This is a genomic window from Nocardia lasii (assembly GCF_042658545.1).
Taxonomy (GTDB): domain Bacteria; phylum Actinomycetota; class Actinomycetes; order Mycobacteriales; family Mycobacteriaceae; genus Nocardia; species Nocardia lasii.
Window position 1 is genome coordinate 53815 of the sequence record NZ_JBHSQN010000017.1, and the last position, 15054, is coordinate 68868.

Sequence of the window (15054 nt, forward strand, 5' to 3'; positions counted from 1 at the left end):
CGTGAGGGCGGGGGTCTGCACGGTTCGACGCGGATACGGTGTTGGTCGCCGCGTCCGGCGAGCTGTTCGCGATACCCGGTGGCGATGAAGGCCGGCAGTAGGGCCGGCCTTCATCGCCTGCCTGGAACTACCCGCGCAGCTCCGCGCCGACCGAGGTGCTCGCCGAGGCGACGGCGGCGTCGCGGGCGGCGCTGGCTTCGTCTTCGGTGAGGGTGCGGTCGGGGGCGCGGAAGCGCAGGGCGTAGGTGAGGGATTTGCGGCCCTCGCCTGCTTGGGCGCCTTCGTAGACGTCGAAGAGGGTGAGGCTTTCGAGCAGGTCGCCGGCTCCGGTGCGCAGGGCGGATTCGACCTGGGCGGCGGGGACGGTCTTGTCGACGCTGATCGAGACGTCCTGCAGGACTGCCGGGAACGCCGAAATGGTCGGCGCGGGAAGGGATTCGGGCAGGGGCAGGGCGTCGAGGTCGACTTCCAGGGCGCAGGTGCGCGGCGGCAGGCCGGCGCGTTCCAGCACGGCGGGGTGCAGTTCGCCGGCGTGGCCGACCACGACACCGTCGACGAGCAGCTCCGCGCAGCGACCGGGATGCCACGGCAGGTAGGCGGCGGCCCGGCGTTCGATGACGACCCCGGCCGCATCGGCGATGTCGTCGACCAGCGCGAACGCGTCGGCGGCCTCGGCCGCGCGGCCCGCCCCCCACGGCCCACGCGGATCGAACTTGCCGCTGAGCACCGCGGCCACGTGCACCGGCTGGGCGGGCAGCGACGCCTCGAGTTCGGCGATCTGGGCGTCGGTGGGACGACGGTCCACCGGCAGCGCCTCGACCGCGTGGGTCTGCGGACCGGGCTGGACCACCTGGGCGATGCCGTAGACGGTCAGGTCGCGGGTGCCGCGAGAGATGTTGCGGGCGGCCACTTCCAGCAGACCCGGCAGCAGGGTGGTCGCCAGTTCGGGGCGGTCGCTGTCGAGCGGGTTGAGCACGCGGGTGGTGTTGCGACGCGGATCGTCGGCGTCCAGACCCCACACCTCGAACACCCCGCCGGGCAGGAACGCGGGCGGCGGCACCTCGACGCCACCGGCGAAGGCCAGCGCCCGGCTCACCGCGCGACGGCGACGCTGCTGCGCGGTCAGCCCACGGCCACCGGGTGCGGTCGGCAGGATCGACGGGATCTGCTCGAGACCCTCGAGCCGCAGCACCTCCTCGACCAGGTCGGCGGGCTGGGACAGATCGGGGCGCCAGCTCGGCGGGGTCACCAGCAGCTGGGTCTTGCCCGCGTCGTTGACCTCGATCTCGACGCCCGCGCCGATCTGGGCGAGCCTGCGCACCGACGTTCCGGCGGGGTAGACGACCCCGGCGACGCGGTCGGGCAGGTCGATGTCCATGGCGATCGGGGCGGTCGGCTCCAGCGGCACCCGCACGTCGGTGAGCGCGGATTCGATGGTGCCGCCGGTGATCTCGGCGAGCAGGGTCGCGGCCCGGTCGAGCGCGGCGATGTTGATCTCGGGATCGACGACGCGCTCGTAACGCTTGCCCGCCTCGGAGGAGAGCTTGTGGCGGCGCGCCGTGCGGTAGACGCGCAGCGGGTTCCAGACGGCCGCTTCCAGGATCACATCGGTGGTCTCGGGACCGACCTCGGTGCTCGCGCCGCCCATCACGCCGGCGAGCGAGATCACGCCGGAATCATCGGCGATCACCACGTCCTCGGCGTCGAGGGTGCGCTCGGTGTCGTCGAGGGTGCGCAGGGACTCGCCCTTGTGCGCCGAGCGAACCACCAGGCCGCCGCGCAGTGTCGCGGCGTCGAAGGCGTGCAGGGGCTGGCCGAGTTCGAGCATCACGTAGTTGGTGACGTCCACGGCCGGGGAGATCGGACGCATGCCCGAGAGCATCAGCCGACGCTGCAACCACAGCGGGCTCACCGCGTTCGGGTTCATCCCGGTGACGCGGCGGGCGCCGAAACGGGTGCAGTCGGCATCGGATTCGACCCGCACCGGCCACGCCTGCGCATCGGCCTCGGGCAGGGTGCGCACGGCCGGATCGGCGTATTCGAGGTCGAAACCGCACGCCAGTTCGCGGGCGAGGCCGCGCACCGAGAAGCAGTAGCCGCGATCGGGGGTGATGTTGAGCTCGATGATGGTGTCATCGGTGCCCAGCAGCACGTTCGCGTCGTCGCCGGGCTGCGCGGAACCGGGCTCGAGCACCAGGATGCCGTCGTGATCCTTGCCGATGCCGAGTTCGGCGACCGAGCAGATCATGCCGTTGGAGGTGTGGCCGTAGGTTTTCCGCGACGAGATCGTGAACCCGCCGGGCAGCTCGCCGCCGGGGAGCACGACGACCACCAGGTCACCGACCGCGAAATTGCGGGCGCCACAGACGATTTCCTGCAACTCCGGGTTGCCGACGTCGACCTTGCAGAAGCGGATCGGCTTCTTGAACTCGGTCAGCTCGGTGATCTCGGCGACGCGCCCGACCACCAGCGGCTTGTCGATACTGCCGCCGATCGGTTCGAGCTTGTCGACCTCTTCGACTTCCAGACCCACCCGGACGAAGCCCGCGTCGAGCTCTTCGGCCGACACCGACCACTCGGGAGTGGTGCGCTGCAGGATCTCGGTCAGCCAGGACTGCGCTACTCGCACTTGACGTTTCGCTCTCTCTTAAGACCGGATACCGAAGGGCTGGGTGAACCGCACGTCACCCTCGACGATGTCGCGCATGTCGGGGATCGTGGTCTGGAACTGCAGCGTGCGCTCCATGCCCATGCCGAAGGCGAACCCGGAATACACCTCGGGGTCGATGCCGCTGGCGATGAGGACCTTCGGGTTGACCATGCCGCAGCCACCCCACTCGATCCAGCCCGCGCCGCCCTTCTTGTTCGGGAACCACACGTCGACCTCGGCCGACGGTTCGGTGAAGGGGAAGTAGTTGGGGCGCATCCTGGTACGGGTCCCGGGGCCGAACATGGCCTGGGCGAACGCGTCCAGGGTGCCGCGCAGGTGGGCCATGGTCAGACCCTTGTCGATCGCCAGACCCTCCACCTGGGAGAACACCGGGGTGTGAGTGGCGTCGAGCTCGTCGGTGCGGAAGGTGCGGCCGGGGCACGCGATGTAGATCGGCACCTCGCGCGAGAGCATGGAGCGCACCTGCACCGGGGAGGTGTGCGTGCGCAGCACCTGGCGCGAACCCTCCGGGGCGATGTGGAAGGTGTCCTGCATGGTGCGCGCGGGGTGATCGGGCAGGAAGTTCAGCGCGTCGAAGTTGAAGTGCTCGGTCTCGACCTCGGGACCCTCGGCCACCTCCCAGCCCATGCCGACGAAGAAGTCGGCGATCTGCTCGGAGATGACGGTGATCGGGTGCCGGGCGCCGACCGGGCGACGCCGCGCGGGCAGGGTGACGTCGATCTTCTCGGAGACGAGCACGGCCTGGTCGCGCTCGGCCAGCAGCGCCGCCCGGCGCGCCTCGAACGCGTCCGAGACCCGCTTGCGCGCCACGTTCACGCGCTTGCCGGCGTCGGCCTTCTCCTCCTTGGGCACGCTGCCCAGCCCACGCTGCGCCAGCGCGATCGGCGACTTCCCGCCGATGTAGTCGGTCTTGGCGACCGCCAGCGCATCCAGGTCGCCCGCCGCGGCGAACGCCTTCTCGGCTTCGGCCGCCGCTGCTGCGAGCGCCTCCTCGGTCAGCGAGGCGCTCTGCTCGACTCCACTGTTGTCGTCGGCCACGATTGTTCGACTCTCCCCTGGGGATCGGTTCACGGGCGCGTCATCGCCAACCCGCATCGGTGCTGCGTAAATCCTATGGGATGGGTCAGACACGATTCATCCGGATTACTCCCCGCCCGATCACCGCTGGTTACCGGGGTCACGGCCCAGACTGAACAGTCCCCGCTGCCGCCGGTTCGGCTACCGGTCGCACCGGGGCAGGCACGCGGTATGGAGCGACACCGTGATGGAGCGAGGAGGGTGATCGGGTCGCCGTAGGCACCTCGATCAGTTCGGCGTAGCCACCCGGCGAACACGGCCCGGCACCGCGCCTGGTCGACCTGCTCGCAAGGTCCGGAATGTCCAGGTAATCGGACGATTATCGGGTTCGTCGGAAATATTTCGGAAAGGTGGGAACCGATTGGGGGTGGGGCGCGTCCTAGTGATCAAACAGACCGGCGTGTTCGACTCGAGGACGGGATGGTTCGATGGGTGAACAGAGTTGTGATCCAACGCCTTTCCAGGGGCGGCGTGGTCGACGGACAGCGCCGGGCAGTGGGCTCGCGCTGTGCGGGATCGGCATTCGGGTCGCGGGTGGACGGCCGTTCGCGCGGGCGGCGGGGCTGTGCGCGCAACGGCCGGTGCAGCGGGATGGAGCGCCCGAACAGGGCCAGCACCCGGACAGTGTCGGGTGATGGCGATGGGGGACCTGCGGTATGTGCGGTTCCACGGGGTGGCGGCGGGGCGGCGCGGGGAAAATCCGGGAGTGTTCGGGCTGGTGAACGGGTTGTGGGCGGCGGGGCAGTTGAGTGGGCCGCAGGTGCGGTTCCGGCGGGCGGGCAATGACTGGTTCGACGAGAATCTGGCGAATCCGGGCGCGGTGGATCCCCGGGTGTACGACCGGGAGCGGAATCCGGAGGCGCGGTCCTGGTTCAAGTCGAGTGCGACGACGATGATCGAGCGGGTCGGTGGGTACCTCGCGATCCTCGACGCACACGGAATCGCTTGGGAGCGCGTCGAATCCGACGATCCCGGTCCGGTCCTGTACGAGGACGAGCACCAGATCGTCGTGGGATCCGGTGCTCGCCTGCGGGAACCGACGGCGGCGTACGGCTATTGCACCGGCTGAGCGTGCCGGGGCAGGAACACCGCGACCACGGCCGCGCAGGCCACCAGCCCCGCGCCCACCCAGACCGCAGGCACCAAGCCGTCGACGTAGGCCTGCGGATCGCTGTAGGAACCGTGCGAGGCGAACACCGAGGCCAGCACGGCGATACCCATCGCCACGCCCACTTCGCGCACGGTGCTGTTGATGCCCGACGCCATGCCCTGATCGGCGGTGGACGCGCTGGCCATCACGATGGTCGAGGACGGGGCGAAGGTCAGGCCCATGCCGATGCCGCCGAGGACGAACGGGGCGACGAAGGACACATAGGGCACGTCGACGGTGGTGATCACGGCCATCCACGCCAGCGACACCGCCAGACAGAGCTGCCCGGTGGCGATCAGGATCCGCGGACCGACCCGGTCGACGATCAGACCCGCCAGCGGCGCGACGACCATCGGCACCATCGTCCACGGCATCGTGCGGATGCCCGATTCCAGCGGCGAATAGCCCTGCACGACCTGGAAGAACTGGGCCAGCAGGAAGATCGCGCCGAACACACCGGCGGAGAAACCGAACGAGACGATGTAGCTCAGGCTCAGGCCACGGGACTTGAACATCCGCAGCGGCAGCATCGGATCGGCGACCCGGTTCTCCCAGGCCACGAACGCCACCAGCAGCACGGCGCCACCGATCAGCGCGGTGAGTACCTGCGGCGCGGTCCAGCCGTCCTCGGCGCCGTGGATCACGCCCCACACCAGCGCCAGCACCCCGCCGGCCGAGAGCACCACCCCGGGGAGGTCGAGTGTGCGTGCGGCACCGCGTGATTCGCTCAGCATGCGGGCGGCGAACGGCAGCGCGAGCAACCCGATCGGGATGTTGAGCCAGAAGATCCACTGCCAGTTCAGACCCTCGACCACGGCGCCACCGACCACCGGCCCGACCGCGATGCCGAGCCCGGCGATGCCACCCCAGATACCGATCGCGGCGCTGCGCATCTTCGCGGGCACCGCGGCGGCGAGCAGGGTCAACGACAACGGCATCACGGCCGCCCCGCCGACGCCCTGCACCGCGCGGGCCGCGATGAGCATCCACGGCTCGGTGGCCAGCGCGCACGCGGCCGACGCGACGACGAACAGGCCGATACCCGCCAGGAAGACGCGGCGACGGCCGATCCGGTCGCCCAGTGCCGAGGCCGAGAGCAGCAGCGCCGCGAAGGACAGCGTGTAGGCGTTGACGAACCATTGCAGGTCCGACAGCGACGCTCCCAGTTCGGCTTTGATCACCGGGAGCGCGTTGGTGACGACGAGGTTGTCCAGCGTCACCATGAACATCGGAATGGCGACGGCGGCGATGACCGCGCCCACCGGCTTGGTCTTCGTGCCGGTGTCCGGCGGCACGGCGGCGGCGCGCGCGTCGCCGGATTCGAGTGTGTGCGTCATGGCCGACCCTTAGTTGTTATTGACTGATAACTACTCCGATCATGGTTATGCATCGACTGATAACATGTCAAGAGGCAATCGAACGCGCGGAAGCGAGGACCAGGTGAGCGCAGCGAGCAGAACCCGGATGACCGCGGCCGAGCGCGGCGAGCAGGTACTCGCCGCCGCGGTCACCGCCTTCGCCGAAACCGGTTACGCCGCAACGAAAACCGATGAGATCGCCCGGCGCGCCGGGGTCTCGCAGCCGTATGTGATCCGCCTGTTCGGCACCAAGCAGCAGCTGTTCATCGCCGCGCTGCACCAGGTGTGCACCCGCATCGAGGCGGTGTTCCGTGGCGCGGAGCTCGATCCCGACGGCGACACCTCCGCGTCGCTGAAGGCACTCGGACGGGCCTACGAGGAGGTCTTCCTCGCCGAGCGGGAACTACCGCTGGTGCTGCTGCACGGGATCGCCGCCAGTGCCGATCCGGCGATCGGCGAGCACGTGCGCGCGCGCTTCGGCGGCATGTACGAGCTGGTCGGCGAGCTCACCGGCGCCGATGTCGCCGAGGCGAGCGGCTTCATCGCCACCGGCATGCTCCTGACCATCATGACCGCGATGCAGGTCGCGGGCACCGACGCGATCCCGGTCCCCTGGGCCACCGACATCCTCACCAACCTGCGCAGCGCCACCGCGGCGGAGTGCTGAGCGCTGCGGCGGTGAACTACTTCGCGTGCTGCACGCGCGCGCTGGCGTAGAGGCAGATGGCCGCTGCCGCAGCGAGATTCAGGCTCTCGGCGCGGCCGTGGATGGGGATGCGGATGCGGTGGTCGGCGCGGGCGGCGACGGCGGGGTCGAGGCCGTGGGCCTCGTTGCCGAACAGCCAGGCGACCGGGCCCGCGAGGATCTCGTCGGCGTCGTCGAGGTCGACCTCGCCGTTGGCGGCGGTCGCGAGGATGGTCACGCCCGCGGCGGAGATCGCGTCGAGGGTGGCGGTGATATCGCGACTGCGGGCGATCGGGACGTGGAACAGCGAGCCGGCGCTGGCGCGCACGCACTTGCCGTTGTGCGGGTCGACGGTCTCGCCCGCCAGCACCACGCCGTCGGCGCCGACCGCGTCGGCCACCCGGATCAGGGTGCCCGCGTTGCCGGGTTCTGCGATCTCGACGGGGACGGCGAGCATGCGCGGACCGCGATCGAGGATCTCGCCCAGCGGAACGTCGACGAGCTCGCACACCGCAACCAGGCCGGGGGCGGTGACGGTCTCGCCGAGATGCTCGGCGGCGCGGTCACTGACCAGGGTGGTGCGGATGCCGTCGGCGGTGGCACCGGCGATCAGCGCGGTATCGCGTTCGGCGGCGGCCAGGGAGTAGAAGATCTCCCGCACGCGGCCGGTCTCCAGGGCGGCGGCCACCGCGTTGGACCCCTCGGCCAGGAACAGGCCGGACTTGCGGCGCTGGGCCGCGCGCTGGAGCTTGACAGCGGAAACGACCCGCGGATTGCGCTCGGAGAGCGCGTCCACGGGTCGTTCCGACAGATCGCTGTGTGTGGTCAAGCTCAGGCAGCTGCGGCCGGGGCGTTGACATCGGCGGGCAGCGCCGCCTTGGCGACAGCCACCAGACCCGCGAAGGCCTCGGCGTCGGAGACGGCGAGCTCGGCGAGGATCTTGCGGTCGACCTCGACACCCGCGGCCTTGAGGCCCTGGATGAAGCGGTTGTAGGTGATGTCGTTCAGACGCGCGGCGGCGTTGATACGAGCAATCCACAGCTTGCGGAAGTCACCCTTGCGCGCCTTGCGGTCACGGTAGGCGTAGGTCAGCGAGTGGAGCTGCTGTTCCTTGGCCTTGCGGTACAGGCGCGAACGCTGGCCCCGGTAGCCCTTGGAGGCCTCGAGGATGGAACGGCGCTTCTTCTGAGCGTTGACGGCCCTTTTGACGCGTGCCACTTTGGTAGTCCTTGATCATCTGGGGGCGCGGCGGCGCCCGAATTCGGTAGTTGTCGGCGTCCGGTTATCCCGGCCGCGGAATCGTCGGGTTGCGACGGTCCGTGCCTGGATCAGGCGAGACCGAGCAGCCGCTTCACGCGGGGGACGTCGACGGAAGCGACGGACTCCGTGCCTTCCAGGCGACGAGTCCGGCGGGAGGACTTGTGCTCCAGGAGGTGGCGACGGTTCGCCTGCTCGCGAAGCAGCTTGCCCCGGCCGGTCACCTTGAATCGCTTCTTGGCGCCGCTGTGGGTCTTGTTCTTCGGCATGGATTCCTCTATCTAGTCGGTGAAATCGTTTACTGCGGGTCGGCCGGCGCAGCCTGCTCGGCAGGCGCGGCCTGCTCGACCGGTGCGGCCGGTTCGGCCAGCGCGGCCGGGTCGGCACTGGCGGGACCCGTCGGCAGCGGCTGACGTGTCGCCGCCGGGGCCGAGGAGTCCTGCTGGGCCTTGACCCGCGTCTTCGCGCCCTTGTGGGGAGCGAGGACCATGGTCATGTTGCGGCCGTCCTGCTTGGCCGAGGTCTCCACGAAACCGAGATCGGCCACGTCGGAGCCCAGACGCTGGAGCAACCGGAAGCCGAGTTCGGGACGCGACTGCTCACGACCGCGGAACATGATCGTGACCTTGACCTTGGACCCGGCCTCGAGGAAGCGAACGACGTTGCGCTTCTTGGTCTCGTAGTCGTGGTCGTCGATCTTCGGGCGGAGCTTCTGCTCCTTGATCACGGTCTGGACCTGGTTCTTCCGGGACTCGCGCGCCTTCTGCGCGGTCTCGTACTTGAACTTGCCGTAGTCCATGATCTTGCAGACCGGCGGACGGGCATCGGGTGCCACCTCGACGAGGTCGAGGTCGGCTTCGAGCGCGACGCGTAGTGCATCTTCAACACGCACGATCCCAACCTGTTCGCCGCCGGGTCCGATGAGACGAACCTCGGGAACTCGGATGCGATCGTTGATGCGGGTCTCAGTGCTGATGGGGCCTCCTAGGTCAAGCGGTGTCGTCTTAACGACCGCACGCAATAACTGCAACCCCTGTTTCAACACGAAAGCCCCGCTGCGGTATTTCTCCGCGACGGGGCCCGATGTCGACCGATCGCCCACAGCCGATGCCCTCACGGGTCTCGCCTGTCGACCCCCGCACGCCGAGGCACGCGGGAAACCCGTCACAATGAACGGGTGACCGGGACCGTTGATCCGTACGAGTGCTCGCCGGTAACGGTGGGAGTCGGGCTCCACTTATCTGCCCCACGGATGCGCAAGGCATCCAGGGGCGGTCGTCAGCGAAAAGTCTAGCATGGCGTTGGGCTATCACCGAATCGGCCCGGCGCGCGGGACTCCGATCGCCGCCGCTATAGCCTGATCGCCATGACTGACGAGCTCGATCCCCCCGTGCGCGACCTGGCCGATATCCCCGCCGTCGAGGTGATCAGCCGGGCCGCGGTGATGCTGATGAGTTCGGCCGCGGAGAAGCTGGGCCTGGCCGAGGAGACCCCGAACTCGGGCGCCGGTGTCGACCTGGACGAGGCGCGCCGGGTGATCACCGCGCTGGCCGGGCTGGTCACGGCCTCGGTGGAATACCTCGGCCCGCACGCGGGCCCGATCCGCGAGGGCTTGCAGGCGCTGCAGCGCGCGTTCCGCGAGGCCTCCTCGGTGCCGGACGCACCGGGCACCGGGCCGGGCGAGAAGTACACCGGGCCGGTCTTCTAGGTCTCCCCCAACGAAAAGATCCGCCGGTGCGGTACGCAGCGGCGGATCTTTTCTCGATCTGAGAACGGGTGTCGCGACTCAGACCGCGGGAGGCGGGGTGCCGGGGGTGACCGACAGGGCCGAGCCGGACGAGATCATGTTGGCGATCGCGGCGAACAGCGCCGAGCTACCGGTATCCATCAGAGTGGTTCCTTTCGATTCCGCGGATCAGGGCTTGGTGGGCTCGTAAGCCACGGAGGAGCCGCCACTGAGGAAGGCGAGAATCTGGGCGATGAGCGCCGTGGTGGCTTCATCCATGAGGGGACGTTCCTTTCGAACTACACGACGACCGCGCCGTCGACAAACCGCTACCATCCGGTGGTCCGGGGACGGTGAGGCGAATGTTACCTACGGTCGTTTCACTCCGTGGTCGTTTCGGAAAGTCCGCCGAAATCAGCGCAGCGCGGCCGCCTTTCGCGACAACCGCTTGGCCGCGGCCTTCTGGGCGGGCGCCTTCTCCGCGGCGGCCGCGTCCTTCTTGGCCAGGGCCTTCTTCGCCGCGGTCTTCTTGGCGGCGGGCTTGCTCGGCGCGGTGAGCACCTCTTTGAGGAACTGCCCGGTGTAGCTGTCCGAGACCGCGGCGATGTCCTCCGGGGTGCCGGTGGCGACCACGGTGCCACCGCCGGAACCGCCCTCGGGGCCCATGTCGATGACCCAGTCCGAGGTCTTGATGACATCGAGGTTGTGCTCGATGACGATCACGGTGTTGCCCTTGTCGACCAGGCCGTTGATCACCTTGAGCAGCTTGCGGATGTCCTCGAAGTGCAGGCCGGTGGTCGGCTCGTCCAGGATGTAGACGGTACGCCCGGTGGAACGCTTCTGCAGCTCGGCGGCCAGTTTCACGCGCTGGGCCTCACCGCCGGACAGGGTCGGCGCGCTCTGCCCGAGTCGCACGTAACCCAGACCCACCTCCACGAGGGTCTTGAGGTAGCGGTGGATCGAGGTGACCGGCTCGAAGAACTCGGCGGCCTCGTCGATCGGCATGTCGAGGACCTCGGCGATGGTCTTGCCCTTGTAGTGGACCTCGAGGGTCTCGCGGTTGTAGCGGGCGCCGTGGCAGACCTCGCACGGGACGTAGACATCCGGCAGGAAGTTCATCTCGATCTTGAGGGTGCCGTCGCCCGAGCACGCCTCGCAGCGGCCGCCCTTGACGTTGAAGGAGAAGCGGCCCGGCTGGTACCCGCGCACCTTGGCCTCGGTGGTGGAGGCGAACAGGGTGCGGATCTTGTCGAACACGCCGGTGTAGGTGGCCGGGTTCGAGCGCGGGGTGCGCCCGATCGGCGACTGGTCGACCTGCACCAGCTTGTCGAGGTGGTCCAGGCCGTTGATCCTGGTGTGGCGGCCGGGCACCTGGCGGGCGCCGTTGAGCTTGTTCGCGAGCACGGTGGCCAGGATGTCGTTGACCAGGGTCGACTTGCCCGACCCGGAGACGCCGGTGACCGCGGTGAGCACGCCCAGCGGGAACGCCACGTCGACATTTTGCAGATTGTGTTCGGTGGCGCCGACGACGGTGAGCTTGCGCTTCTTGTCGATCGCGCGACGCACCAGCGGCAGCTCGATCTGTTCGCGGCCGGAAAGGTAAGCGCCGGTGAGGGATTCGGGCTCGGTGAGCAGTTCGGCGTAGGGGCCGCTGTGCACCACCCGGCCGCCGTGTTCGCCGGCGAGCGGGCCGATGTCGACCACCCAGTCCGAGGCGCGGATGGTGTCCTCGTCGTGTTCGACCACGATCAAGGTGTTGCCCAGGTTCTTCAACCGCAGCAGGGTTTCGATGAGCCTGCGGTTGTCGCGCTGGTGCAGACCGATCGAGGGCTCGTCGAGGACATAGAGGACACCGACCAGGCCCGAACCGATCTGGGTGGCCAGGCGGATGCGCTGGGCCTCGCCACCGGACAGGGTCGCGGCGGCGCGCGAGAGGGTGAGGTATTCCAGGCCGACGTCGAGCAGGAAGCCGAGCCGGGCCTGGATCTCCTTGAGCACCTGACCGGCGATCGCGGCCTCGCGTCCGCCCAGGGTGAGCGAGTTCAGGAACTGCGCGCACTCACCGATGGACAGCTCGCTGACCTCGGCGATGGACTTGTCGACACCGTCGGCGGCCAGGGTGACGGCCAGGATCTCCGGGCGCAGGCGCGAGCCTTTGCAGACCGGGCACGGCACATCGCGCATGTAGCCGTCGTAGTGCTCCTTCATCTGCTCGGACTCGGTGTTGTCCATGCGCCGCTGCAGGAACGGCATCACGCCTTCGAAATCGGCGTAATAGGAGCGCTTGCGGCCGTAGCGGTTGGTGTAGGCCACGTGCACCTGGTCGGAGCTGCCCTCGAGGACGGCCTTGCGCGCCTTGGCAGGCAGTTCGCGCCACGGGGTGTTCATGGAGAAGCCGACCGCCTCGGCCAGACCCGACAGCAGGCGGTTGAAGTACTCGGCGGTCTGGCCGCGCGACCAGGGGGCGATCGCGCCCTCGGCCAGGCTCAGGTCCGGGTCGGGTACGACCAGTTCCGGGTCGACCTCCTTGCGGATACCGAGGCCCGTGCAGTCGGGGCAGGCGCCGTAGGGCGAGTTGAACGAGAACGAGCGGGGCTCGAGGTCCTCGATGTCGAGGGGGTGGCCGTTCGGGCAGGCCAGGCGCTCGGAGAAGCGGCGCTCGCGATCGTGGGCGTGCTCGTCGCGGTCGACGAAATCGAGCACGACGATGCCGTCGGCCAGGCGCAACGCGGTCTCGATGGAGTCGGTGAGGCGCTGCTTGGAGGCGGCCTTGACCGAGAGGCGGTCCACGACCACCTCGACATCGTGCTTCTCCTGCTTCTTCAGCTTGGGCGGATCGGTGAGCGGGTACACCACGCCGTCGACCCGCACGCGCGAGTAACCCTGGGTCTTGAGCTGGTCGAACAGGTCGACGAACTCGCCCTTGCGGGTGCGCACCACCGGCGCGAGCACCTGGAACTTCAGGCCCTCGTCCATCGCCAGCACCTGGTCGACGATCTGCTGCGGGCTCTGCTTGGCGATCAGCTCGTGACACACCGGGCAGTGCGGCGTCCCGGCGCGCGCGTAGAGCAGGCGCAGGTAGTCGTAGACCTCGGTGATGGTGCCGACCGTGGACCGCGGGTTGCGGTTGGTCGACTTCTGGTCGATCGACACCGCGGGCGAGAGGCCCTCGATGAAATCGACATCCGGCTTGTCCATCTGTCCGAGGAACTGGCGCGCGTAGGCCGACAGCGACTCGACATAGCGGCGCTGCCCCTCGGCGAAGATCGTGTCGAACGCCAAGCTCGACTTCCCGGACCCGGACAGACCGGTGAACACGATCAGGCTGTCGCGCGGCAGATCCAGGTCCACACCCTTCAGGTTGTGTTCCCGAGCTCCGCGCACAGTGAGGCGTTCCGCCACCTGGTGAATCCCTTCTCCATCGTCATCCGCCACCGGACATGAACCCCCGCCGACAATGCTAGGCGGGGGGTCCGACAAGTTCGGGCGATGTGTTCGGCGGAACCCCGACGCGAGCGGGTTCGCGGGTGCGGATCGGGCGACGGAGCACGGCGGATCCGGGGTGCGCGCGGGCCGGCGAGCCCGCCGAGTTCCCGTTCCGCGCCCGGTGGTTCGTCCCACGGATTATGTTGGACGACAGGGGGATCGATCGACGTGATAGAGGAGCCGACGTGCTCGAGGTATTTCTGGTCGACGACCACGAGATCGTTCGACGTGGATTGATCGACCTGCTCGAGGGTGATCCAGAACTCAGGGTGATCGGGCAGGCGGGCGGGGTCGCCGAGGCGATGGTGCGGATTCGCGAGACCCGCCCGGACGTGGCGGTGCTCGACGTGCGCTTGCCCGACGGCAACGGCATCGAGCTGTGTCGCAATCTGCTGGCCGAGTTCGACGACCTGCACTGCCTGATCCTGACCTCGTTCTCCGACGAGCACGCCATGCTCGACGCGATTCTGGCCGGGGCCAGCGGTTATGTGGTCAAGAACATCGACGGGATGAAGCTGGCCGACGCGATCAAACAGGTCGGCGCGGGCCATTCGCTGCTCGATACCCGCGCGGCCGACGCGCTGCGGGCCCGGCTGCGGCGCAGTGCCGAACCCTCGGGTCCGCTGGCCGGGCTCACCGATCAGGAGCGCCGACTACTGGAGCTGCTCGGCGAGGGCCTGACCAATCGGCAGATCGCCGCGCGGATGTTCCTGGCGGAGAAGACGGTGAAGAACTACGTCTCGCGACTGCTGGCGAAGCTGGGTGTGGAGCGGCGGACCCAGGCCGCCGTGCTCGCGACCAAGCTGCGCGAGCCGTAAAGGCCGGTTCGCAGGCTCAGGTCGGGACGACGATGGTCAGGTTGCCGTCGTAGCGGCGGTAGAGCAGGTTGCCGCGGCCGGTGTGGCTGTCGGTGAAGAACAGGTACGGCAGCCCGGCCGCGCACAGCGCGTCGGAAGCCTCGTCCTCGGCGTAGACGGGCGCGGCGTCCTGCACCACGCGCACCGGCATCGCGCTGGCGGTCAGCGGTAGCTCCACGGCCGGGTCGGCGGCGGCGGTCAGGCGCTGGCGGGCCAGGGCGACGCCGTGCGGGTCGGCCCAGGTGACGATGGCGTCCTCGCCGGAATCGGCGTCGGTGAACAGGTAGGCGTCGTAGTCCATGGCGTCGAGCACGGTGCTGGCCTCGAGCGGCGTTCCGGTCATCAGCGCGCAGTCCTTGCGGCGGATGATCGCGCGGGTCTCGGTGATCTGGGCCAGCGGGCGGCGAGCCGGGTCCGGCCACGCGCCGCGCGCTTCCTTGCCCGCGCGGCGAGCGAGCTGGCGGTCGAGCCGTTCGGCGGCGAAGGTCACCGCGAAGCCGCCGGGACCGGTGACCTGCACGCGGGTGAGGGTGTCGTTGGTGCGGATGTTGGCCTGCACCAGCGTCGGTTCGTCGTAGCCCTGCGGCGCGGTGACGCGGACCCTGGCCGGACTGTCGAGGTGATGGCGACGCATCACCCGGGTGATGGCACGCACAGCGCGCGTGACGTCCTGCGCGGGGACCTCGCCGCGCGTGGTGACGGCGAGCTCCGGGTCCGCGGCGGTCGTCCAGTGCTGGGTGCTCGACAACGCATTCATCATGTGCCCCACTTCTCGATCCCATTTCCC

13 protein-coding genes are annotated in these 15054 nt (G+C 69.0%); 4 read left to right on the forward strand and 9 right to left on the reverse strand.

Annotated elements, in window-relative coordinates; all coding sequences use genetic code 11:
• Positions 1-127 precede the first annotated feature (127 nt).
• Both pheT and pheS read right to left on the reverse strand, forming a co-directional pair.
• On the reverse strand, positions 128-2629 hold the full coding sequence (gene pheT / locus ACFP3H_RS25475; protein ID WP_378609748.1) for a phenylalanine--tRNA ligase subunit beta: 2502 nt from the start codon (positions 2627-2629) through the stop codon (positions 128-130).
• An 18-nt stretch (positions 2630-2647) separates the two neighbouring features.
• Entirely contained in the window at positions 2648-3709 is a 1062-nt protein-coding gene (pheS, locus tag ACFP3H_RS25480) for a phenylalanine--tRNA ligase subunit alpha (RefSeq protein ID WP_378609750.1), read from the reverse strand.
• 673 nt (positions 3710-4382) lie between these two features.
• Between pheS and ACFP3H_RS25485 the strand changes: the two genes are divergently transcribed.
• The gene (locus ACFP3H_RS25485) at positions 4383-4817 is read left to right on the forward strand and encodes a hypothetical protein (RefSeq protein WP_378609751.1); all 435 of its coding nucleotides are present in this window, start codon (positions 4383-4385) and stop codon (positions 4815-4817) included.
• Here ACFP3H_RS25485 and ACFP3H_RS25490 read toward each other — a convergent pair.
• On the reverse strand, positions 4802-6235 hold the full coding sequence (locus ACFP3H_RS25490) for an MFS transporter (RefSeq protein WP_378609753.1): 1434 nt from the start codon (positions 6233-6235) through the stop codon (positions 4802-4804). The genes ACFP3H_RS25485 and ACFP3H_RS25490 overlap by 16 nt on opposite strands.
• Positions 6236-6362: 127 nt before the next feature.
• On the opposite strand from ACFP3H_RS25490, the gene ACFP3H_RS25495 reads away from it, so the two are divergent.
• Positions 6363-6923, forward strand: coding sequence for a TetR/AcrR family transcriptional regulator (locus ACFP3H_RS25495; protein WP_378609754.1), 561 nt, complete (start codon positions 6363-6365; stop codon positions 6921-6923).
• A gap of 16 nt (positions 6924-6939) precedes the next feature.
• On the opposite strand, the gene ACFP3H_RS25500 is transcribed toward ACFP3H_RS25495, so the two are convergent.
• From ACFP3H_RS25500 to infC, 4 genes are all read right to left on the reverse strand, one after another.
• Positions 6940-7737 carry a TrmH family RNA methyltransferase gene (locus ACFP3H_RS25500; RefSeq protein ID WP_378609924.1) on the reverse strand — a complete coding sequence of 266 codons (798 nt, stop codon included), beginning with the start codon at positions 7735-7737 and terminating at the stop codon, positions 6940-6942.
• A 35-nt stretch (positions 7738-7772) separates the two neighbouring features.
• Positions 7773-8159, reverse strand: coding sequence for a 50S ribosomal protein L20 (gene rplT, locus ACFP3H_RS25505; RefSeq protein WP_358188729.1), 387 nt, complete (start codon positions 8157-8159; stop codon positions 7773-7775).
• Positions 8160-8269: 110 nt separating this feature from the next.
• The gene (gene rpmI, locus ACFP3H_RS25510; RefSeq protein ID WP_056824456.1) at positions 8270-8467 is read right to left on the reverse strand and encodes a 50S ribosomal protein L35; all 198 of its coding nucleotides are present in this window, start codon (positions 8465-8467) and stop codon (positions 8270-8272) included.
• A 29-nt stretch (positions 8468-8496) separates the two neighbouring features.
• On the reverse strand, positions 8497-9228 hold the full coding sequence (gene infC / locus ACFP3H_RS25515; RefSeq protein WP_378609925.1) for a translation initiation factor IF-3: 732 nt from the start codon (positions 9226-9228) through the stop codon (positions 8497-8499).
• Positions 9229-9564: 336 nt separating this feature from the next.
• Between infC and ACFP3H_RS25520 the strand changes: the two genes are divergently transcribed.
• Complete coding sequence (locus ACFP3H_RS25520; RefSeq protein ID WP_378609756.1) at positions 9565-9906, forward strand: DUF1844 domain-containing protein; 342 nt, start codon at positions 9565-9567, stop codon at positions 9904-9906.
• Positions 9907-10338: 432 nt separating this feature from the next.
• Here the strand turns inward: ACFP3H_RS25520 and uvrA are convergent, their stop codons facing one another.
• Entirely contained in the window at positions 10339-13326 is a 2988-nt protein-coding gene (gene uvrA / locus ACFP3H_RS25525; protein WP_378609757.1) for an excinuclease ABC subunit UvrA, read from the reverse strand.
• Positions 13327-13595: 269 nt separating this feature from the next.
• On the opposite strand from uvrA, the gene ACFP3H_RS25530 reads away from it, so the two are divergent.
• A complete protein-coding gene (locus ACFP3H_RS25530) occupies positions 13596-14228 on the forward strand; it encodes a response regulator (RefSeq protein ID WP_378609759.1) in 633 nt (210 codons plus the stop codon).
• A gap of 16 nt (positions 14229-14244) precedes the next feature.
• Here the strand turns inward: ACFP3H_RS25530 and ACFP3H_RS25535 are convergent, their stop codons facing one another.
• Positions 14245-15027 (reverse strand): sigma 54 modulation/S30EA ribosomal C-terminal domain-containing protein, encoded by a 783-nt coding sequence (locus ACFP3H_RS25535; protein ID WP_378609760.1) that lies wholly within the window; start codon positions 15025-15027, stop codon positions 14245-14247.
• Positions 15028-15054 lie beyond the last annotated feature (27 nt).